The sequence below is a fragment of the Chitinophaga sp. genome, from assembly GCF_017745275.1.
Lineage (GTDB): Bacteria > Bacteroidota > Bacteroidia > Chitinophagales > Chitinophagaceae > Chitinophaga.
Genome location: NZ_JAGHZS010000009.1, coordinates 125,943 through 146,826 on the forward strand (window position 1 = coordinate 125,943; position 20,884 = coordinate 146,826).

A 20,884-nucleotide genomic window follows, 5' to 3' on the forward strand; every position below is an offset into this window, starting at 1 on the left:
CACGTTTTTATAAAAGAAAGGCCCCTGCGGATGCAGGGGCCTTTCTTTTATAAAATATCTTTCCCCTACTCCATCCGCAGGCTCTTCACAGGATTTTCCAATGCTGCCCTGACAGATTGAATACTCACGGTAAGTAAGGTAATCAGCAACATGGCGCCCCCCACGCCGATAAATACGCCTACGCCTAAACGAATATGATAGGCAAAACTCTGCAACCAACGATCCATGCAATACCACGCCAGTGGCAACCCAATGATGATAGCGATAGCCACTGCGCGGAAGAATTCTTTCGATAACATCATTACTACATTGGTCACCGTAGCGCCTAACGTTTTACGGATACTGATTTCCTTGCGTTTGCTTTCGGCGGTAAAGGCTGCCAGGCCAAATAATCCGAGGCAGGAAATGAGCAACGCCAGTCCTGTAAAGTATTTGGACAATGCTCCTACTCTTTTCTCTGCTACGTATTGCGCCTGAAAATCATCGTCCAGGAATTTATAGTCGAAGGTAAAACCGGGATTGTAGGTATTATAAAAGGATGCCAGTCGATCTAACACCGCTTTCGTTTGGCCGGCTTTTATTTTCACCATTACTGTGCTGTTGTGAAAATCCATCATGAAAAACTGTGGCTTGATGATTTCATGCAACGACTGGAAATGGAAATTTTTCACCACCCCTATGATAGTGGTGGTAGTGCCGTTAAATGTGATCACCTTTCCGATTGGATCGGTAATGCCCATGGCTTTGATAGCGGCTTCATTAAAGACAATGCTGGTGCTATCAGTCGCGAAATCACGGGAGAAGGGCCGCCCTGCCGCCATTTCCAGGCCCAGTGTTTCCAGCATATCAAAATTGACCATTAGCGGACGACAGAGGATTGTTTCGTCTGTACCATTCCCTTTCCAGTTGTAGCCCATTGTAGGTGCGCCGAGGAGGTTCCCCACCATACCAGAGGCATTCACTACCCCGGGGATTTTCTTTACCGCCGCTAAAAAGGCGGGCATCCCTTCCTTAGAGACCTTTCCTTCTGCATCGAAATAGACTACGTTGTCTTTATCGTAACCGGTTTTCTTTTCCTGTACATAAGCGATTTGTCGATAGATGGTAATCACTGCTACCATGAATAATACAGACAGTGTAAACTGAAATACCACCAGTCCTTTGCGGGCCAGGAGTTGTCCTACACCGGTTTGTATTCGTCCTTTCAGTACCGTCAGCGGGTTAAAGCCAGAGAGGTACAAGGCCGGGTAACTGCCTGCCAACAGGCCGGTGAACAGGGTGATTCCCAGGATAGATAAAATCATGCGTGGCTGCAAACCGATGTGCAATGTTTTGCCGGTAATATCATTGAAATATGGCAGCAGTACGGCTACCATTGCTAATGCGAAGAGTAGTGCCACAAATGTCAGCAGCATTGATTCACTGAGGTATTGGCCAATCAGCGTCAGGCGATTGGCACCAATTGCTTTGCGGATACCCATTTCCTTCATTCTTCCGGAAGCCCTGGCAGTGGAGAGATTCACGAAATTGATGGCGGCAATCAGGATAATAAACAGGGCGATCAGTGAAAACAATTTTACGTAACTGATACGGCCGCCTACTACTACGCCATTTTCGTAGGTGCCATACAGGTAGTTATCACTGTAGCGTTGCAGGAACATAGTCCGGCTGCTGCCTGCTCCTTTGGTAATGCTGGTCATAAAGCTGCTCAGCTTTGCATTAAATGCCGGTACGCTGGCCTCCTTTTTCAACACGAGATACGTAAGGAAAGGCCCCTGTGGGTCCATTCCTGTGATATTCATGATGTCTTTGAAAGCATCGAAGGGCAATATAAAATCGAATTGTGTAGAAGAGTTTGCGGGGGTATTTTCCAAAACGCCGGTCACGATACTGGTCTTTTTAATAGCATCAAACTGCCAGGTGACGGTTTTCCCTACTGCGCCGGACACATTGTGAAAAAGCGTTTGCGCCAATTTTTCGGAAATAACAATGCCGTTTTTATCGTGGAGTACCTGGTCCACGTTTCCTTGCAGTAACGGATAGGAGAATACGCGGAGATAGTCTTTTCCCGCGAAGATGCCGCCTGTCTTGCTGTGTTGTTCGCCGGCGGACAGTGCCACTTTCGGAAACCAGGCAGGAGGTGTACTGGCCACTGCGTATTCTACTTCGGGCATGGTGGCGGCAAGTGTTTCCGCAAGCATGGCCGGCGTTTCTGCGGAGGTAACAATTCCTTTTTCGTGTGGTTTATTCTCCATTACCTGGAACAGGTGGGCATCGTGCTGGTGGAAATGATCAAATGCACGTTCATCCCGGGCCCAGCCATAAATGAGTAACGTACAGGCCAAACCGGTAGAAAGGCCGATGAGGTTCAGGATAGTAAAGCGCCTGTTTTTTATAAGCTGGCGCCAGGCGATTTTCAGGTTGTTTTTAATCATAAGCGGATGTTTGCCAGGGCGAACGGCTGTGAAAAACCTGGAGCAGCGAAGAAAGTGCCATGATAATATCTCCCTAAAAACAAACTATATATACATGTCACATACAATATATATGTTCGGTTTTAGTACAGTACTTGTTCGTATTTGTTTTTCGGGAGATAGCTAACGCATTGGGCATGCTGTTGCTTCATCCATGCGCGGAGGCTGCTGATAGCTGCTGCTGTACATATTCCAGGATAGGTGCCGGATCGCGGGAATCGAACCACTGGAAAGCGGGGTCTTTGCGAAACCAGGTCAACTGGCGTTTGGCATATTGCCGGGTATGTATTTTCACTTCTTCAATGGCCTGATCGAGGGAGATATGTCCATCGAGGAAGCTGAAGATTTCCTGGTAGCCGACTGTCCGCAGGGCGTTATGCTCCCGGTAGGGCAGCACTTCTCTCACTTCCTCCACAAGGCCGGCGTGGATCATTTGATCTACCCGTTGATGGATGCGTTGGTGCAGGATTTCTTTAGGAGGAGTGATCCCTATTTTGATGATCCGGAAATTGCGTTGGGCGCGGGTAGCGCTGCGGAAAGTGGTGATGGACTGCCCGGTAGCTTCCAGTACTTCCAGCGCGCGGATGAGACGCATGGGATTCTGGGTTTCTGCCGTGGCATAGAACCCCGGATCCCGTTCCTGCAACTGTTGCTGAAGCCAGGCAAGGCCATGGAGGGCATATTGTTCGTTGAGCTGCGTACGAATGCCGGCGGGGATATCCGGCATATCATCGATGCCATCGGCAAAGGCCCTGATATAAAGACCAGTACCGCCGCACATAATGGCGATGTTGTTGTTTTGAAAGATGTGGTTGGTATATCCGAGAGCGAGTTTTTCGTAAATGCCGGCATTTACTTCTTCCCGGATGCTATGTGAGTTGATGAAATAGTGAGGTACGGCCGCCAGTTCTTCTGCGGAAGGTTTTGCGGTACCGATACTGATTTCCCGGTAGCATTGCCTTGAATCTGCGGAGATAACAGCGGTATTAAACAGTTGCGCCATCTGGACAGACAAAGCTGTTTTACCCGAAGCTGTTGGCCCTGCAATCACAATGACCGTTTTTTGCATAATTCTTAAATTAAGAATTACGAAGGATGAATTACGAATTACGGATTTGTGAGTAGATATAAGCGAAGCTGATCTTCGCGTTTACTATCTACCAACAAATCCGTAATTCGTAATTCGTAATTCGTAATTTATTAAAAGCTGTTATCATCTTCTCCGCCGAAGTCTTCGCCGCCATCGCTGCCGAGTGCGTCGCTTTCTTCGCCTTCTTCTCCGAATCCGTCGGCATCCATGCCTTCTTTATTGAGATCGTATTTCTCTTCCATTTCCACGAGTTTGTCGCCCACGAGGCCTTTGGTACCGTATTGGCTGGGAGCGAGTCCTTCTTTACGTACGCAGGCGGGATATACGATTTTACTGTTTTCATCTTTTGATACCCCGATCAGTTCTACCAGGAAAGACCAGTTTTTGGCGAAGTCATACAGGTAGATAAATTTCTGATTAGGATCTTTTACGGCCGCGCCAATCGCGGTGTCAGCCATGAGCAGGGGTTCTGCTTTACGTGGCTGGTTGTCGGCTTCCAGGATAATTTCCCGGCCGCGTTGCCAGTTATCATTGCTACGGAAAAAAGTAGCCTTATGTTTTGAATCAAATTCGAATGCCTGCAAGATCGCCTGGTGAAATACTAAAAACGTCTGATTCGGCTTAATGGCAATGTCTCTGTAGACACTTTCATCTTCTTCCCAGTAAACTCTGAATTTTAAAACCGGCATGACAAAAAGGTTATAAGTTATGTAATGTTTAAACAGGCCGCTGTAGGCGGTAGGTTTTTTATGCTAGTGAATATGTACTATGGTGATGTAAAATTACCAATTTTATTTAACCGGGTGCAGGTTCAAAGCGCTGGCTTTTTCCAATAAAAAAGCGTATGCGGCATCGAAGGTATTAGGGATTTCGCCGTCCAGGATGGCTTCCCTGATGGCGCTTTTCAAATCACCTACTATCCTGCCGGGTTTGAGCCCAAATGTTTCCATGATCATTTCGCCGGTTACGGGGGGTTGCCAGTTGCGGATCCGGTCGCTTTCTTCTACTTCTTTCAATCGTCTGCGGACCAGTTCAAAATTTTCCAGGTAACGTTTTACCTTGGCTTTATTTTTTGAGGTAATATCCGCTTCACAGAGCATCATGAGTCCTTCTATGTCGTCTCCGGCGTCGAACAGTAATCTGCGGATAGCCGAGTCTGTTATATTTTCTTTAGTGAGACTGATGGGCCGCAAGTGTAATTCCACCAATTTTTTTACCAATTTCATTTTATCGCTCAGGGGCAATTTCATTTTGGTAAAAATACGCTGCACCATTTTACCTCCCACCGCATCATGGCCGTGAAAAGTCCAGCCATGGCCGGGCTCGAATTTTTTGGTGGCAGGCTTGCCAATATCGTGTAGCAGTGCAGCCCAGCGCAGCCAAAGATCTTTTGTATTGACGGCAATATTATCTACTACCTGCAAGGTATGATAAAAATTATCTTTGTGCCCTTTACCTTCATACATCTCCACTCCCACCATATCCACCATTTGTGGGAAAATGATTTTCAGCAGGCCCGCTTTATACAGGAGATCCAATCCTACAGAAGGTTTGGCAGAGAGCATGATTTTATTAAACTCATCGGTAATTCTTTCCTGGGAAATAATACGGATACGTTCTGCATTTTCCTGGATGGCGGTGAAGGCAGTTGCTTCAATGGTGAACTGCAGTTGTGAGGCGAAGCGAATGGCCCGCATCATGCGCAGTGGATCATCACTGAAAGTTTGCGCCGGCGCCAGGGGCGTACGAATAATTTGCTTATCGAGATCGGCCAGTCCTTCGAATGGATCGAGGAGGGAACCATAATCTTCTTCTCTCAGGCTGATAGCCATGGCATTAATTGTGAAATCGCGGCGATTCTGGTCGTCCTGCAGCGTGCCTGCAGAGACTTCCGGATTGCGGGATTCCTGGCGATAGCTTTCTTTGCGGGCGCCAACAAATTCAATTTCCAGTTCATTCCATTTTACCTGGGCAGTACCGTAGGTTTTGAAGAAACTTACGGGTACTTTATCGCCTAAGCTTTCCGCCACTTTATGTGCGAGGGTGATACCATCGCCCACGCACACAATGTCCATATCTTTTGTTTTCCGTCCCAACAGTTTATCACGCACAAAGCCACCGATCAGATAAGCGGGCACCCTTAATTCATGGGCTGCCAATGCTATCTTCTCCAGCACTTTTCTTTCCTGCAGGGAGCAGGGTATGTCCAACGGCTTACTGCTGATCATATAAAAATATTCCTGTTAAATGTATTCCTTTCGCTGAAATCAGGGCGCAAATGTAATAAATAAACGTTTTTAATCCCGGATTATCGCGATTGAACCGTCTTTGTTTATCCTGATAATCCTGGAGGCGATGCTGGCAGTGGTCTCTTCCTGGCGGTGTTTAACGATATAATCCACGCCATTGCGGATAGCGGGGCTTACCTCTGCAAAGCAGGCAGGAGAAGGCTCGCCGCTGATATTGGCGGAGGTAGACACCAATGGTTTCCGTAGTCTTTTTATCAAATGACGGCAGAAAGGATCTTTCACAATACGGATGGCGATGCTACCATCTTCGTTGATCACGTTGGGAGCCAGTCCCAGGGCGCCTTCATAAATAACAGTGGTGGGGCGTGTGAAACCATCAATAATGTCCGCGATATCCGGGCGGGGATTGGCAATAAAGTGCAGCAGATCTTTCACATCTGCCAATAATATTACCAGGCTTTTGCTTTCACTGCGCTTTTTCAGTGCATATACTTTCTGAACTGCCGCTTCATCGGTAGCATCGCAACCTATTCCCCAGATGGTATCTGTAGGATAAAGGATCAGTCCTCCGTTACGCAGTACCGGCATGGCCGCACTGATATCATCTTCAAACATTTCAGTAGTTTATTATTTGGTAATGGATTGATAAACTTTCATCATGGCGGCGGCACACTTTTCCGGCGTAAAATGCTGCGCATGCTGTATTCCTTTTTCCTGCAACTGCCTTACCAGTGAAGGCTGGTCGATGATCCGTTTCATAGCATCGGCAATGGTGGCCGGATCCAGTGGGTCCACGTACAGTGCTCCATCTCCCGCAGTTTCTGCAAAACAAGATCCCCGGGATGTAATCACCGGTGTACGACTCCACAGGGCTTCCAGTATCGGAATGCCAAAGCCTTCGAAAATGGAAGGATAAATCAGTGCTAACGCGCCCTGGTACAGTCCCGGCAACTCACTATTTTCAAGACGTACCTGCTCATTCAGGAAAATGACCTGTTGAGTAAGTCCATTTGCTTCCAGGTAAGCTTTTACTTTCTTCTTATACCCGCTGCCATTGCCCAACACCACGAGTGGTATATCGACAGTACCTTTTAGTGTATTCATGGCCGTTACTATGCCCAACAGGTTCTTACGCTCAATCAGTGAGCCTACATAAAGAAAATACTGGGAAGGCAACTGGTATTTCACGCCCAGGGCGGCGATATCATCATCCTGCCAGGTGATACTGAACGCGGGATCACAACTTTGGTATACCACCTCTATTTTATGCGCCGGCGTATGATAATAAGTAATGAGGTCTTGTTTGGTTTGTTCGCTGATAGCTACCACCCTGTCCGCCTGCTGGCAGGCATAGCGGGCTTTTCGCCGGTAGGTGATCACATCGATAGGGTTATATTGCTCCGGATATCTTTCAAAAATAAGATCGTGCATAGTCACTACGGAACGGACACCGCTTTTATGGATGCCAAAAGGCAGCTCATGGCTGAGTCCATGATAGATATCGATTCCATGGCGTAATAAATCCTTTACCACAAAGCGGCTCCGCCAGGCCGACTTAAACCAGCGATGTAGTTGTTTTTCCGGCAATACCACTTTTACCCCCGGCGGAGCATCGTACATGACCGTTTGTTTAGGGGCAAACAGGTAGTACTCCTCCCCCGGGAAGTCCTTTACCAGGGAAGAGATGAGTGTACGGCTGTAATTTCCTAAACCGGTATTATTCTGGAACGCGCGCTTGGCGTCGAATCCTATTTTCATAATGCTCCTTCTTCAGACGAGGGACAAAATTACGAATTACGAATGGCGATTTACGTATATCTGAGAAGATTTCCGGAATTCGGTGGTCTGTTATTCGAATTTATCCGTTTCAGATATTATGTTTGCAAAAAAAACGACAATGGATTTACAACAACAAATACTGGCTGCCTGGGCTGATCGCAGCCTCTTACAGGAGACACAGTACACAGATGCAGTAAAAGCGGTGATAGAAGCAGTAGACAAAGGACATCTGAGAGTTGCAACGCCAACAGAAAATGGCTGGCAGGTGAATGAATGGGTGAAACAAGCTATCCTGCTGTATTTCTCCATACAACCTATGGAAACAATGGAGCTCCCTCCTTTTGAGTTCTATGATAAAATGAAATTGAAGTCGAACTATAAAGACCTCGGCGTAAGAGTAGTACCACATGCGGTTGCCCGCTATGGTGCCTATATCGCCAAAGGTTGTATCCTGATGCCTTCTTATGTAAACATCGGTGCATTTGTTGACGAGGGTACCATGGTAGATACCTGGGCTACAGTAGGCTCCTGCGCACAAATCGGTAAACACGTGCACCTGAGCGGTGGTGTGGGTATCGGTGGTGTACTGGAACCTTTACAGGCCAGCCCGGTAATCATTGAAGATGGTTGCTTCATCGGTTCCCGTTGCATCGTAGTAGAAGGTGTAGTGGTAGAAAAAGAAGCGGTATTGGGTGCTAACGTAGTACTGACTCAATCTACCAAAATTATTGACGTAAGCGGCAGCGAGCCTATCGAATACAAAGGCCGTGTACCAGCCCGCAGCGTGGTAATTCCTGGTACTTATACCAAGAAATTCCCTGCCGGCGAATACCAGGTATCCTGCGCACTGATCATTGGTCAGCGTAAAGCGTCTACCGACCTGAAAACAAGCCTGAACGATACGCTGCGTGAGTTTAATGTAGCCGTATAAATACATTTTTCTTTAACAATCGCGCCATGCATGTGATGTGTGGCGCGATTTTTTTTTGTGAGAAGCGAAAAAAATTTGGTGAATTTAAAAAAACGCGTACTTTTGCAATCCCTTAACGGGGACACTGCGATGCCCAGATGGCGAAATTGGTAGACGCACTGTGTTCAGGTCGCAGCGCCTGCAAGGGTGTGCTGGTTCGAATCCAGTTCTGGGCACTAGAAAGGACAAACTTCGGTTTGTCCTTTTTCTATTTATAGCGATGTATTTTTCCAACTCATTTCTTTTTTTGGAATCCAATCACTATCATTTCAAATAACCGCTTTAAATTATCGCTGGTGATTTCAAACTTTTCATGGGTATACACATTTTCCTTCTCTCAATGAAACTTAATCAATGCATTTAATGGTCCGAAAGCAAGCGACCAAAATAATTCAGGCTCCACTCCTTTATCTCTTAACCGTGAAAGTCCACTGGTGATCGCAGCAACGCTACGAAGTTTCTTTTTAAATAAATATTCCGGGCTTGAGCTAACGGGAACGGGTACACGTTAAATTACAAGTATCCGGCAAATTACTTATGAGGAACGATGCCATGTGTAACTAATACAGCAGTTTCTTCAACTCGTCCATATATTTTCTTGATACATTCAATACCTTATTATTTTTCATCGTTACCTGGACGCTATATCCTTCCCGGGTCACTTCTTTTATACAGTGAATATTTATGATGTACGACCGGTGAATCCGCAGGAATAGTGCGGGGCTCATACGTTGTTCCAGTACGCCGATACCAAAATTGCTCAGGTAAGTTTTATCTTCAGTGTGAATGTGTGTATAATCTTTTTCGGCTTCGAAAAAAATGATATGCTCCACATTGAGGGCGATAAATTTGTTCCCATTTTCTACCAATATACGCGTAGGTGCCTGACCGGTATACTCGTTGGCCACGCGTTGCGTTTTTAAAAAGTCACCGGGATAGTGTACCGAAACTTTCTGCATTGCCCGGCCAAAACGATCTGCTGTATATGGTTTCAGCAGATAATCAATGGCATTGGCTTCAAATGCTTTTAAGGCGTATTGATCGTATGCGGTGGTAAAAATAACCTGGGGCATGTGAATCAATTGCTGTACTACCTGGAAACCACTCAGTCCCGGCATCTTGATATCCAGGAAAACGATATCGGGTTCCAGTTGATTTATTTTCTTAATCGCATCAAAACCGTTTTCACATTCCCCAATTATTTCAAAGGCTGAAAATGCCTCCAGGTATTCCCTGATCAGCGAGCGCGCATCTTGTTCATCATCTATAATCAATATTTTTCTCATACTGCCAGGGGGATTTTAAATGAGAAAGATAACCCGTTACTATTTCTATCTATCCATAACTGCTGGTTATAAAAATATTCCAATCGCCTGGCCGTATTCTTTAACCCTACTCCTTTGTCAAATATTGCTTTCAGATCACCCGTATATCCTATACCAGTGTCGTTGACAGACAGCTGTACAAAGTCGTTTTCGACTTTACAGGAAAGTGTTACCGTTCCGCCGCTCACCAGGGGAGAGATGCCATGTTTAATGGCATTTTCTACCAAAGGTTGTAAAATAAGAGAAGGGACTTGTGTGTTCAGTGCGGCACTGTCGATATCGTAATGAACAGATAAGCGTTTACCAAAGCGATGTTGCTCTAATGCCAACCAGGTTTTCACGAAAGCAATTTCTTCTTCTAGTGCCACCGTTTGCCTTTCACTCACCCGGAGTGCATATCGAAAGGTATCGGCCAGTTGTGCTATCAGTACCCGGGTTTTCTCCATAGAAGCAGGTACCGATGCGCTGATAGAGTTCAGTGTATTAAACAAAAAATGAGGTTCAATCTGTGCTTTCAACGCGGTAATTTCGCTTTGATAGGCTAACTCGCGAAGTTCGCTTTCTTTCTTTGCCTGTTCTTTAATATGCAGGTAAAAGTTATAGGCATGAAAGAGGGTGAAGTACGAAAAATAGGCCAGCATCAGGTTGTAGATATCACCTGTCATAGCGCTACCGGTATAGGTTCTGTGCAAGCCTGCGGTGAGCAGGTAATAAATGGAACCCAATGCCACCCCCGTGTATAATCCTGCACAGGGAATATGCAGGATTATTTTTTTCCGGAGACTCACCTCCTTTAGTTTAATAAAGAATAGCCACCAAAATGGCAGCAGATAAACTGCCTTTACCGTAATCACTACTCCCTGAATACGGAGAAAGGTGCCCGCGGTCATAAAGGTGGGGTCATTAAACCGGCCGGCCAGCTTAAAAATTATCGCCAATAGCAAAGGCCAACTGATATGGAATAGCAACCAGGCGATGGCTTCTATAATTCTAAAACCGGGAAAAATTCTTTTTTGAAGAATATCTTTCATGGAGTGCTACAGCAATAAGTTAATGGAAGGTTTGGGGACCGTGTATCAGTTGCTTAAAGGTACAAACATTATTTAACGGTCCATTACCTTCCATCACCTTAAGCGCCCGCTCCCAACCTCTTTATCAGCCTTCCCATTCAATCATGGCCATGTTGTAGCCCTCGCTGGTAGAAGGTTCAAAGTTCAGTTGCAGACTGGACGCAAAAGCGCCGTTGGTATTGTTGATCCGGTCTCTCAGCTTTATGGGCTGGCTTCCGGCAGCACCATGATACACAGCTGAAACGGTATACCTGCCCATGGGCAGATCATATAATTTATGCTCCAGGTCTGACCCGGATGCGCCCAGGCTTCGTTTGATCACCTGTCCTGCAGTTCCGTCTATCAGATTCCCTACTGGTGTTAACGTGAATTCAATATTTTCTGTATCATAGATATCACCTATTCCGTGCTTATCTACCAGTATGATACCGCCATAAACACCGGTCATGGGCTCCGCTTTGGCGCCGGTGAGCTTCCAGGAGAAGTTACGCACTGCGCCATCTCCTCCGAAACCACTGTTATTATCCGGATGGAGATCAATGGTATATGTTTTTCCGTTATAGGGCACTTTCATACTGGCATATGCCTGCCAGGCGCCGGTTATCAATTCAACTTTATAGGTACCATCATCTCCCGTAGTACCTGAAATATAACTGTTGTAGATAATGGTATTGTCAATCAGGATAGATACCCCTTTCAACGGCCTGCCCTGTGTATCAGTTACTTTTCCTTTTACCACATTCTTTTCTGGTATGTTGGTATTGGAGTTGTGGTCGGTATTCTTTTTACAGGAGATCGCTGAGAGGGTAACCGCCAACAGTTGTACAAACAATAAGTGCTTTTTCATTTGATAAAAAATTATCTGACGAAAATAGCACTGGCAGGAATGAACATCAGCCGTTTTCCGACGAACTACATTTAGGGGAGATGAGTGACAAATGGTAGGGCAATGAAGATGCGTCGTCATAAAGTGATAACCGGATAAAGATATAACAGCAACTTTTCCGTTGTTCTACTATCTAAATACCTGATTATCAAAACAATGAATCTTACAATAGATCAGTTGTAGATACATAAAAAATTTACTTGTAGATGTTATGTAGATGCCTTGAAATACTATAATACGAAGATCACGGCTATCTTTGAGCATTGCCCATATCAAACAGCACGGCGCAAAAGAAATTACAGGACCAATAAAAAATAGAACTGCATGCGAAGCATAGAGACTACAGAACCCGTGAAGCACCTCCCCGTTATCATAAAGGGTTGTCCTCATTGCCAGGCCACTAACGGAACATTATACATTGACCATATTATCAGTGGCACAGGAATATTGGGATGGCAGATATTAAAAACACACAGTACACGGGCGCGTGTGTATTGCAGTTCCTGCAGCAAGTATGTAAAAAAGAAATACTGGCCGGCCGCCCTGCTGACCCAGGCACAGGCAGAGCGGACAGCGGTGGGCCTCACCTTTATACAACGCTATGGCGCTTGGTTATTGATCATAGCCGTAATAGCAGGACTGGTAATTTATTTTAAGTAAAAAATAAATCCTTCATATTCATCTCAACTGCTATGGACAGCAAAACAATTGTTCTTGAACGCATCCGGAAAAAACTATCCGCTACTAAAATGACTATCCGGTACTGGGTGCCCGGTACATTTCTCCTGGGAATCCTTGTAGGCGGAGGAAGCTACCTCCGTTATACGCAGACCGGCATCCTGCCACCGGGATGGGCTACCGCCGTTAGTGTTGCACTGGTGATCATTGCCATCACCCTGCTGGCTACCTCTTTTAAAACACGCCATGACAGCCGTTTACTGGAACTTGTGGAAACACCATCCAATGTGGTATGGATATACCCGCATATCCTGAAAATAAATGGTGTGCCACAGGAAAGCATGATGGTGGGAGACCATACCGGGAAAATATACCAGCTACCATTGAAACGAAAGAATGGGGAAGATCCGCTGGTGAATGCACTGGTGGAAGTATTCCCAGGGGCTGTACTCGGATTCTCCTATGAACGAAAAAAGCTTTATGGCAGAAACCCGGCACAGTTCCCGGAAGCTATAAAACAAATGAGTTAACAATCAGCGGCTAACGGCTGCTAGCTGTTAGCCGCCAACCATACGGTTCCCGTGGCAGGGCATAGTTTTTTACTCCTGATTTAATGCTTTATGCCAGTACTCGAGGGAACTGGTATAGGACTGAGGCTTAGTATGTGCATCATATAGATAAAGGAGCATCCGCTCTTCCATTTCATCTAAAATGATATCATTATAAGAAGGATAGTCATGCCATTCTAAATTTGGTGCCATTTGGTTCATATAAGAAATCATGGACCTGCTATTTGTTTTGGCTACCACATAGCTCTCCATCTGGCTCATCTCTGACCGGATTTGTTCTTCTTTAAATCCTACCTTTTGTAATAAAACTGGTAGTCGGCGTTGAAATTCATTCCAGGTGCCTGCGACTGTTTTTCCGCGGCATATAACAGCCAGCAAAGATGGCTCGTGTACATACATAACGAGCAACTTTCCGGGAAAGCCGGTACTTAACAATTTGGCATACCAGCTATGCAATTGCTGCCCCAACGCCGGCTCCGAAACATATTTCACGGCTTGTATTCTTGAAGTATTCAACAGTTTCTGTACGGCATGAAAAATAACTGGCATTCTCTAAAACGATTACTTTATGCAAAAGAACAGTAAACCGATTACAAATCATACAAATAAATGTAAAGAGAGATAAACCAGGCTTTAGGCATGTACAGAAAAACGGGTGTCTCAAAAATACCAGGACACCCGTTTTCCATTTTCAGGCAAAACCATTGCCCGAGAATATACCAACAATTCAAGTTAACAACATTCAGGATACGAATTTCTATTTCACCACTCCTGCATTGGCGAGTCCTTTTTGCAGGTCTTCCGCATTCATAACGGGAGTAAACTCCAGTTTGGCATTAAGTGATGAAAAGAAAGGCTCAGCGATGACTGGCAGGTCTGATGAATCTTTAAGATCAAAGACGAACAACATTGTTCTGCAACCATCCAAAGGAAGAAAATACGTGGCTTCCGGATGGAATTTTTCTGTTACTGACTTAACAATTTTCACCATTGTACCATCTGCCACGGCTTTGTTAGAGGCTTCCACCGGGCAGGTTACTTTTAATAAAGTACGCATTGCAAATGTTTTTTAAGAGGTAAACAAGTTTTCAACATGCGGGAGGGAATTACAGACGCATTGTTTCATCCATTATTTGTTACAGCAAAACCTATCTTTTTGGAGCCTTTATCATCTTTAAACAAACGAAACAGGGAAGTGGTTGTGACTGGTTTACATTTGCATCGGAAAATTAGTATTTTGGGTCACTTGAAAAACCTTATAAACCATGCGAAAAACCTTATTCGTCTCCATGCTGATACTAGCATCTATTGTGGCCTGCCATAAAAATGATGGCCCTCCTATTGATTGTGATCGGGATACTTTATACAAAGTTACTACTGTGATGGATATAGAAGGCGTTACAGGAGGAATGGCCATTGCTGATGATGGCAGTATTTTCTACAACGTAAATAATAAAATTTATAAGATAAAGGGGCGACATAAATCACTATTTGCCGGAGGAGAAGCTGGCTTCAATGATGGTTCCGGTGTATCAGCCCGGTTTAATGACCTTGGAAGAATGGCTATTGACGCAGATAATAATTTGTATGTAGTGGATAAAAATAATCACCGGATCAGAAAGATTACTAAATACGGTAACGTGTCATCTATGGTGTTCTCCTATTCCCGCTCTTTTCGTGACCCATCCGGACAAATACAAGTGATACCCGATACCATTAGTGATCTCAAAGACATAGCTGATTTGAACGTAAAAGGTAAACACCTGTATATTGCCAGTTACACAGGGCATATTATAGTGGATGCTTTAGTTGATTACAATGCTGTTCAGTGTCGTTTAGATAGCAGTAACTATTTATCCAGGGGATTTAGGTTATATAACAATTCCTTTAGAAGTTTGGATATCACCGCAAATGAAAAATTTCTTTATTGGGGCAACATGTTTGGAATTTATAAACTGGATTTAGCAACAACAATAGTAACGACGGCCCAATATTATGACAACCAGTTTGTCAACTTTGTACTTGGGGAAGCAGATAGTGTTGTATATAAGCCCAGACTGGACAAATGTGTTATTGACAGAATGTCTTTAGCTACTGAAACAGATTCCCTTATTGCCGGGCAATTAAACAATTCACATACCAATGAGCCTCATCCTTCTATAGATGGGATTGGTACTAAAGCATCATTTAATCATATACATTTTATAAAGAAGAAGAAGAACTGCTTGTATATTGCTGAAGGGAATATCACAGACAATCTTGGAGCTAAGATCCGGAAAATGAGCATTCCCTGACATTAAGGAAAAAATTTTGCCGGCACCAGAACCTGATATGTCAGATTCAGATGCCGGCAATTAAATAATGCTGGTATCTTTTGATTAATGAAGAGTAATACTACCGATGCTGATAGCCTGTCCTACTGTAACGTTTACATTGGCGACTACGGTATCTTTCAAAATACCATTACCAGCAATTGCTACATTGTAAGCCCCTGCATTTAAACCGGCCATCAGGAATGCGCCTGTGGTTACATCGGGAATAGCAGAAGCAATGGTATCACTACCCTGGATTGCGAATACCCCTTTCACTGCTAAAGGAGGAAGCACAATTCCTTTAATAGAACCACCCATTGCCTGGGTATAAGTGCGAATCACCGGCTTGAGGATATATTTATTGTTGCCGGTTACAACGATGGAACGATTTGCATCAAAGTCGAGCCATAAGCGGTATTCTACCCCGGATACCAGGCTGGCGTTTACATTGAGCTTCAGGCCTGATTGCTGTGCAGATGGTGTTTCCAGTGGATGTGCCACACCGCCTATCACTACACTGTTGTTGCTGCCCAGTACCAGCCGGATCTGTGAAATTTTACCGGCAGGTAATTCCTGTGAAGCTATTGCCGTATCCAATCCATTTCTGAATTTCAAAAGGTCATAAACTCCGGGACGCAATACATGCAATGATTGCCATCCGGTAGTAGTGTTGGCATCTGCTGAAACATTCACTTGTACATCCTGTATGTCTACCAATACAGCGTCATAGGGAGCGGGTGCGTCGGTAAGATAAACGGTCATGCGTGCATTTCCTCCATTGGAATTTGAGTCATCCTTCGAACATGAGGAAAGAAAAGCAGTAGCCATAGACAAAGCTACTAAGCCAAGTGTGATCTGGTTTTTCATGATTGTAGGTTTTTATTCGATACAAACCCTACTTATCAAGATTTATGCCATATGACAGAGGCCGGCTGGTATGGCGCCAACAGGTTCTTTATTGCTGCTGATAATTGGCAGCCCAGTTGTCCATATATTTTTCCAATACTTGTAATGGCATGTCCCCATAAGCCAGCAGGGCATCATGAAAATCGCGCAGGTTAAAGCGTGTGCCTAGCTGTGCGCTTAGTTTATCTCTCAGCGTCCTGATGCTTATTTCACCGATTTTGTAAGACAGCGCCTGTCCGGGCATCGCCATATAGCGTTCCACTTCTGCGGTGGCAATTGCTTTACTAACGGATTCATTGGCCATCATGTAATCAATGGCTTCTTCGCGGGTCATTTTACCGGTATGGATGGCTACATCCAAGACCAGGCGGATTGCCCGGTGAATTTCATTGTTCAGGGCCCCCATTTGCTGATAAGCATCGGTGTAGCAGCCCATCTTCTCCCCCAACGACTCTACATATAACGCCCAACCTTCAAAATAGGCGCTGAAAGACGGTTGCCGCCGGAAGGCAGGAATTTCTTTGTTTTCCTGTTGCAATGCAATCTGAAAATGATGCCCGGGGATGCCTTCATGAATAAAAGTAGCTTCCATTCCGTAGAAGGTAACATTCACCTTCGTAGCATCCGGTACCGGTACGTATAAAATAGCGGCGCGTTTTTCCGCGATATTTCCTTTGATGTAGAAAGGCCCGCCGCTGGCGGCTTCCCGGTATGCTTCCACTCTCCGTACTTCCATAGGTGTTTGGGGCTCATGACCAAATAAGGCCGGTATATGTGGCAGCACTTTCTGATAGATGGCCCTGTAAGCATCCAGCACGGCTTCCGGCGTCTTAAATGGCATGAGTTGAGGGTTAGTCTTCAGCCAGGTAAAATACTCCGGTAATGTACCGGTAAACCCTGTTTGTGTTTTTATCCGTTCCATCTCTGCATGGATTCTTGCTACCTCTGACAACCCTATCTGATAAATTGTGTCCGGGGCAAGACTGGTAGTGGTAAACGAACGTACATAATACCGGTATATCTGTTTTCCCAATGGCAGGGCGGAAAGTCCGGCCTTTTCCTGCGCCGCCGGCAGGTAGATTTGCTTCAGGTAGCGGGCTAATTGCTGATACGCCGGACGCAGCCTGCTGGCAATCACCCGTTGATATAGCTTTGTGATCCTGTCTTTTTCGGCAGCTGTAAAGGAAGGCGGCATTTTCGACAATGGCTTGTAGAAAATATTTTTGGTGGTATCTTTTTCTGCCAGTGATTCCATTTGAGGAATCATCAACCGGACCAGTGCCTTTGGCAACACTATACCCTCCCTTATTCCTTTGTCGAAATTGGCGATACAGGTATCTGACCATTCCATAAATGCCGCCATACGTTTGGCCCAGTTCTCATAATCCTTCACGGTATTAAAGGGTTGATCGCCATCACCGGAACCTAATGACGCCAATTCCAGTGGTGTAGATACAAACTGGTTCATAGGCAGGTACTCCAGGTGGAGGGGTATACCCTCCAAACCTGTGCGCAATGTATAAGCGAGGATGTCTGCCGAAATACGGTCGCCCGTATTCAACTTAACGTGATCGAACTTTTTCAGCTTACGGAGATAAGTCCGGTAAAATAGCTCTGTATCTTCCAGATAAGGTATTCCTCCTTCTACAGGCAAGAGATCATCGTATTGGTGCAAGCCGGCGGCTGTAGCTTCCAGGGGGAACAGTTTCATCCGCGCTGCATAGTAGTCGTCAAAAAGCTGGCGCAGCTGTGGGTTATTTTCCTGTGCCTTGATGGTGGTTGTGCTTAATACCCCGACTGTTATCAACCCACTAATCAATAATTTTTTAATCATAGCTATTCATCTTTAAACCTACTTTCCTGGCACAAAACTAATGCACGGCTGATCGCTAAAATTGTATGGGATTAACCTGCCGGTCAGATCCTCCTGTATTGGTTGGGGCGCAGACCAGTAATACGGAGAAAAGTTTTAGTGAAGTGGGCCTGGTCGGTAAACCCGCATTCATAGGCAATGCGGGTAAGAGAAGCCTGTCGCTTTTTTATCAGGGGAATGGCGCGTTCTACTTTTATTTTCCGGAGATATTCACCTGCAGAGCAGCCAAAGTAACGGGAGAAATAGCGGGAGATGGTCACCGGATGCAAATCCAGTTGTGTTGAAAGGAAGCACAGTGACAACGGTGTATCCCAGTGATCGTGCATGATCTCCCGGATTTTCCTCGTCCATTCGGGGAAGCATCGGAAGTCCTGCTGGCAAGGAGCTACCAGGTCAACACACAGTTGGTCCATGGCAATGACAGATGCAGCATCATTGAGATAGTGTTCTTTCATGATCCGAACCAGGCCATCGGTATTCAATTGCATCATTTCTCCCCACATCAGCGATGGTGGCGGATACGACAATCCATAGGTTGCAAAGAAATCAGGAGTCAGTTCTATATTGAATATACGGGTACCCGGGAGATAGTTCACATTTTGATGTGCTATACCAGGATGGTAATAAAGACCAGTGCCTGCATATTGCCTGTCTGTTCCTTCTTTTCTCAGTTCTTTGCTTCCGCCTTCCAGGATGTGTGAATAATGCGGGTTTACATGAAAGTGCCAGGCTGACGCCATATTGGGCGCAAAGTTAGTTTCACTGGTGATGACCGCACCAAACGTACGTTCTTTCACCTTAGTGCCAACGTAGGTGCCTGCTGCAAGCTGTACCGGAATAAACCCTGACATATCTATGGATTAAGTCTTAAAAATAAAATATTCCTGCACATTTACCGCAAAGGAAAGGGGCCGACCGTATTGGTCAGCCCCTGCTCTTAACAAATCCGTCCATCAAATTATTGTAAAGGATCAAAATCGCCTCCCCAGTTATTATTCTGCTTTAATAACGGGTTCCTGTCTAAATTAATCTTGGGTATACCGTAAATATAGTACTGGTCTTTAATAGCGATATTGGTGGCATCGGTAGTAATTACCGTGGTAGTAAACCTATTCCATACGGTGTTGATATCCGACAGCGGGCTTACATCCGGCTGACCGGCTTTCAGCAATACCGCGATACCATGACGCTGAGGCAAGCCTCTCAGGTAATCGAACTTTTTCCAGCGACGTAAATCGTCCATGCGCTTACCTTCAAAGCAGAACTCCACAAAGCGTTCCTGTTGAAGCGCGCTGCGAACCTCTGGTTGAGTGGTGGCTGCAATACCGTAGTTGCCACCAGCTCCTGGTAAAATTCCTGCACGGCTTCTGATTTGCTTTAATGCGTCCAAAGCAGCAGCCGTGTTATTTACTTCGTTAGCACATTCGGCATAGTTCATTAATACTTCTGCATAACGAATTTCAATCCAGTCGACGGCAGCATTATAGACAGTACCTTTATCAATGTTTTTATCAATGGCTTTGATGCGATAAAAACTGGAATTAGACCAAAGCGGGTCCTGTGTAATAGAATTGTGCACGCCCTCTAATCCTGTAGTACCGCTGTAATTGGTAATGTTGGTAAAGTAAGTCCACAGATAGGTTTTATCATCACGCATTCCCTTCAGATATTGATTAGGTGCGCCGTTATAGTAGATATTTGCATAGAAGCGGTCATCCCTGTTTCTAAACAAGGTATCATAGCTTCTTGCCTGCGATGACCAGCCGGAGCCGTCTTTCATAGGGAAAGCATCTACCAGTTCAAGAGAAGGCCGGTCGTAGCCCACATCATCTTTAGACCAATCCAGTGGGATTAAACCTCCCTGAAAATAGGTTGATTGTGGATAGTTAAAGCGGCGTACCATCACTACTTCTTTATTCAACTCGTCGTCCCATATTTTGCTGTAAGGGCTGTACAATCCTTTCCCACGGGCGTCTAAAAATTCTTTGGCTGCTTTGTTGGCATCGTAGGCTTTCTGCCAGGAAGCCACGCCACCTAAGCCGTTAAACAAAGGGCTGGCAAAAAACAGCAGTACCCTTCCTTTAAAAGCCATCGCAGCACCTTTGTCTATTCTGCCCATGTCATTGTCTGTAAAGGCATCCGGCAACAAAGCAATGGCATCATCCAGGTCTTTCAAAATCTGAGTCACACATTCTGACGTTTTATTACGCGGATGCTGCAGTGTTGTCAAATCCGATGTAGGCGTTTGCGCTTCCAGTATCAGCGGTACACCACCGTAGGTACTCACCAGTTTGTGATAAGCCCATGCTCTCCAAAAAAGCGCCTGTCCTTTTATTTTATTTTTATCATCCTGGCTAAAGGTTGCTTTCTCAATATTTCCCAGCAAAATATTAATATTACGTATCCTGAAATACATATCGAAATTATCCTTTGAGTCAAAGGTAGCGGTGCCACGGAACCAATCATTGGTTTGTTTTTGGTAAGGTACGCCCTCATCTGTTTCGTTGCCACTACCACTGGTATTACCGGGCATCAGGTTCGAATAAATCGCATTTAAGTAGGCAGTAGACATGTTTACGTCTGTCCATACCTGGTCGGGCCCGACAGCAGAAAGGTTTGTTTTATCAAGGACCTTACTGCATCCCATCATCAGGAAGGGTACAAACAAGGTTAGTTTGGCTATATTAAACTTAGTTCTCATTT

Annotated in this window: 19 protein-coding genes and 1 tRNA gene; 5 read left to right on the forward strand and 15 right to left on the reverse strand. The window is 45.2% G+C overall.

The features are described from left to right. Positions 1-65: 65 nt before the first annotated feature. From J7623_RS25635 to J7623_RS25660, 6 genes are all read right to left on the reverse strand, one after another. The gene (locus J7623_RS25635) at positions 66-2,435 is read right to left on the reverse strand and encodes an ABC transporter permease (RefSeq protein ID WP_291926101.1); all 2,370 of its coding nucleotides are present in this window, start codon (positions 2,433-2,435) and stop codon (positions 66-68) included. Positions 2,436-2,622: 187 nt separating this feature from the next. Next, positions 2,623-3,543 carry a tRNA (adenosine(37)-N6)-dimethylallyltransferase MiaA gene (gene miaA, locus J7623_RS25640; RefSeq protein WP_291926104.1) on the reverse strand — a complete coding sequence of 307 codons (921 nt, stop codon included), beginning with the start codon at positions 3,541-3,543 and terminating at the stop codon, positions 2,623-2,625. Positions 3,544-3,674: 131 nt separating this feature from the next. Beyond that, positions 3,675-4,253 (reverse strand): hypothetical protein, encoded by a 579-nt coding sequence (locus J7623_RS25645; RefSeq protein WP_291926106.1) that lies wholly within the window; start codon positions 4,251-4,253, stop codon positions 3,675-3,677. Between the two features lie 102 nt (positions 4,254-4,355). Then, a complete protein-coding gene (locus J7623_RS25650) occupies positions 4,356-5,792 on the reverse strand; it encodes an HD domain-containing protein (protein WP_291926109.1) in 1,437 nt (478 codons plus the stop codon). 69 nt (positions 5,793-5,861) lie between these two features. Beyond that, positions 5,862-6,428: an L-threonylcarbamoyladenylate synthase gene (locus J7623_RS25655; RefSeq protein WP_291926111.1), complete on the reverse strand. Its 567-nt coding sequence runs from the start codon at positions 6,426-6,428 to the stop codon at positions 5,862-5,864. 12 nt (positions 6,429-6,440) lie between these two features. Continuing rightward, entirely contained in the window at positions 6,441-7,571 is a 1,131-nt protein-coding gene (locus J7623_RS25660) for a glycosyltransferase family 1 protein (protein WP_291926113.1), read from the reverse strand. A 139-nt stretch (positions 7,572-7,710) separates the two neighbouring features. Between J7623_RS25660 and J7623_RS25665 the strand changes: the two genes are divergently transcribed. Both J7623_RS25665 and J7623_RS25670 read left to right on the forward strand, forming a co-directional pair. Next, positions 7,711-8,523: a 2,3,4,5-tetrahydropyridine-2,6-dicarboxylate N-succinyltransferase gene (locus J7623_RS25665; protein ID WP_291926116.1), complete on the forward strand. Its 813-nt coding sequence runs from the start codon at positions 7,711-7,713 to the stop codon at positions 8,521-8,523. 131 nt (positions 8,524-8,654) lie between these two features. Continuing rightward, positions 8,655-8,738: transfer RNA gene (locus J7623_RS25670), tRNA-Leu, on the forward strand. A 384-nt stretch (positions 8,739-9,122) separates the two neighbouring features. Here J7623_RS25670 and J7623_RS25675 read toward each other — a convergent pair. The 3 genes from J7623_RS25675 to J7623_RS25685 form a co-directional block, all read right to left on the reverse strand. Then, positions 9,123-9,848, reverse strand: a complete 726-nt coding sequence (locus J7623_RS25675; RefSeq protein WP_291926118.1) for a LytTR family transcriptional regulator DNA-binding domain-containing protein — start codon at positions 9,846-9,848, stop codon at positions 9,123-9,125. Continuing rightward, on the reverse strand, positions 9,845-10,918 hold the full coding sequence (locus J7623_RS25680) for a histidine kinase (RefSeq protein ID WP_291926120.1): 1,074 nt from the start codon (positions 10,916-10,918) through the stop codon (positions 9,845-9,847). The genes J7623_RS25675 and J7623_RS25680 overlap by 4 nt, the downstream gene beginning before the upstream one ends. Before the next feature lie 124 nt (positions 10,919-11,042). Beyond that, the gene (locus J7623_RS25685) at positions 11,043-11,804 is read right to left on the reverse strand and encodes a hypothetical protein (RefSeq protein ID WP_291926122.1); all 762 of its coding nucleotides are present in this window, start codon (positions 11,802-11,804) and stop codon (positions 11,043-11,045) included. 363 nt (positions 11,805-12,167) lie between these two features. On the opposite strand from J7623_RS25685, the gene J7623_RS25690 reads away from it, so the two are divergent. Beyond that, positions 12,168-12,503, forward strand: coding sequence for a hypothetical protein (locus J7623_RS25690; RefSeq protein ID WP_291926125.1), 336 nt, complete (start codon positions 12,168-12,170; stop codon positions 12,501-12,503). A gap of 32 nt (positions 12,504-12,535) precedes the next feature. Then, positions 12,536-13,051 carry a hypothetical protein gene (locus J7623_RS25695; RefSeq protein ID WP_291926128.1) on the forward strand — a complete coding sequence of 172 codons (516 nt, stop codon included), beginning with the start codon at positions 12,536-12,538 and terminating at the stop codon, positions 13,049-13,051. 69 nt (positions 13,052-13,120) lie between these two features. On the opposite strand, the gene J7623_RS25700 is transcribed toward J7623_RS25695, so the two are convergent. Together J7623_RS25700 and J7623_RS25705 are read right to left on the reverse strand one after the other, a co-directional pair. Next, entirely contained in the window at positions 13,121-13,639 is a 519-nt protein-coding gene (locus tag J7623_RS25700) for a hypothetical protein (RefSeq protein WP_291926131.1), read from the reverse strand. Between the two features lie 208 nt (positions 13,640-13,847). Continuing rightward, positions 13,848-14,147: a hypothetical protein gene (locus J7623_RS25705; RefSeq protein ID WP_291926134.1), complete on the reverse strand. Its 300-nt coding sequence runs from the start codon at positions 14,145-14,147 to the stop codon at positions 13,848-13,850. 208 nt (positions 14,148-14,355) lie between these two features. On the opposite strand from J7623_RS25705, the gene J7623_RS25710 reads away from it, so the two are divergent. After that, complete coding sequence (locus J7623_RS25710) at positions 14,356-15,384, forward strand: hypothetical protein (protein WP_291926137.1); 1,029 nt, start codon at positions 14,356-14,358, stop codon at positions 15,382-15,384. Positions 15,385-15,468: 84 nt separating this feature from the next. Here the strand turns inward: J7623_RS25710 and J7623_RS25715 are convergent, their stop codons facing one another. From J7623_RS25715 to J7623_RS25730, 4 genes are all read right to left on the reverse strand, one after another. Further along, entirely contained in the window at positions 15,469-16,269 is an 801-nt protein-coding gene (locus tag J7623_RS25715) for a DUF4382 domain-containing protein (protein ID WP_291926143.1), read from the reverse strand. 88 nt (positions 16,270-16,357) lie between these two features. After that, entirely contained in the window at positions 16,358-18,142 is a 1,785-nt protein-coding gene (locus tag J7623_RS25720; protein WP_291926146.1) for a DUF885 family protein, read from the reverse strand. 83 nt (positions 18,143-18,225) lie between these two features. Further along, complete coding sequence (locus J7623_RS25725; RefSeq protein ID WP_291926148.1) at positions 18,226-19,032, reverse strand: AraC family transcriptional regulator; 807 nt, start codon at positions 19,030-19,032, stop codon at positions 18,226-18,228. Between the two features lie 107 nt (positions 19,033-19,139). Further along, the gene (locus J7623_RS25730) at positions 19,140-20,882 is read right to left on the reverse strand and encodes a RagB/SusD family nutrient uptake outer membrane protein (RefSeq protein ID WP_291926151.1); all 1,743 of its coding nucleotides are present in this window, start codon (positions 20,880-20,882) and stop codon (positions 19,140-19,142) included. Positions 20,883-20,884: the final 2 nt, after the last annotated feature.

What these genes read in the sequence shown, in the direction of transcription:
- J7623_RS25635 (WP_291926101.1), bottom strand. Translation starts at nt 2,435, where the DNA reads ATGATTAAAAACAACCTGAAAATCGCCTGGCGCCAGCTTATAAAAAAC.
- miaA (WP_291926104.1), bottom strand. Translation starts at nt 3,543, where the DNA reads ATGCAAAAAACGGTCATTGTGATTGCAGGGCCAACAGCTTCGGGTAAA.
- J7623_RS25645 (WP_291926106.1), bottom strand. Translation starts at nt 4,253, where the DNA reads ATGCCGGTTTTAAAATTCAGAGTTTACTGGGAAGAAGATGAAAGTGTC.
- J7623_RS25650 (WP_291926109.1), bottom strand. Translation starts at nt 5,792, where the DNA reads ATGATCAGCAGTAAGCCGTTGGACATACCCTGCTCCCTGCAGGAAAGA.
- J7623_RS25655 (WP_291926111.1), bottom strand. Translation starts at nt 6,428, where the DNA reads ATGTTTGAAGATGATATCAGTGCGGCCATGCCGGTACTGCGTAACGGA.
- J7623_RS25660 (WP_291926113.1), bottom strand. Translation starts at nt 7,571, where the DNA reads ATGAAAATAGGATTCGACGCCAAGCGCGCGTTCCAGAATAATACCGGT.
- J7623_RS25665 (WP_291926116.1), top strand. Translation starts at nt 7,711, where the DNA reads ATGGATTTACAACAACAAATACTGGCTGCCTGGGCTGATCGCAGCCTC.
- J7623_RS25675 (WP_291926118.1), bottom strand. Translation starts at nt 9,848, where the DNA reads ATGAGAAAAATATTGATTATAGATGATGAACAAGATGCGCGCTCGCTG.
- J7623_RS25680 (WP_291926120.1), bottom strand. Translation starts at nt 10,918, where the DNA reads ATGAAAGATATTCTTCAAAAAAGAATTTTTCCCGGTTTTAGAATTATA.
- J7623_RS25685 (WP_291926122.1), bottom strand. Translation starts at nt 11,804, where the DNA reads ATGAAAAAGCACTTATTGTTTGTACAACTGTTGGCGGTTACCCTCTCA.
- J7623_RS25690 (WP_291926125.1), top strand. Translation starts at nt 12,168, where the DNA reads ATGCGAAGCATAGAGACTACAGAACCCGTGAAGCACCTCCCCGTTATC.
- J7623_RS25695 (WP_291926128.1), top strand. Translation starts at nt 12,536, where the DNA reads ATGGACAGCAAAACAATTGTTCTTGAACGCATCCGGAAAAAACTATCC.
- J7623_RS25700 (WP_291926131.1), bottom strand. Translation starts at nt 13,639, where the DNA reads ATGCCAGTTATTTTTCATGCCGTACAGAAACTGTTGAATACTTCAAGA.
- J7623_RS25705 (WP_291926134.1), bottom strand. Translation starts at nt 14,147, where the DNA reads ATGCGTACTTTATTAAAAGTAACCTGCCCGGTGGAAGCCTCTAACAAA.
- J7623_RS25710 (WP_291926137.1), top strand. Translation starts at nt 14,356, where the DNA reads ATGCGAAAAACCTTATTCGTCTCCATGCTGATACTAGCATCTATTGTG.
- J7623_RS25715 (WP_291926143.1), bottom strand. Translation starts at nt 16,269, where the DNA reads ATGAAAAACCAGATCACACTTGGCTTAGTAGCTTTGTCTATGGCTACT.
- J7623_RS25720 (WP_291926146.1), bottom strand. Translation starts at nt 18,142, where the DNA reads ATGATTAAAAAATTATTGATTAGTGGGTTGATAACAGTCGGGGTATTA.
- J7623_RS25725 (WP_291926148.1), bottom strand. Translation starts at nt 19,032, where the DNA reads ATGTCAGGGTTTATTCCGGTACAGCTTGCAGCAGGCACCTACGTTGGC.
- J7623_RS25730 (WP_291926151.1), bottom strand. Translation starts at nt 20,882, where the DNA reads ATGAGAACTAAGTTTAATATAGCCAAACTAACCTTGTTTGTACCCTTC.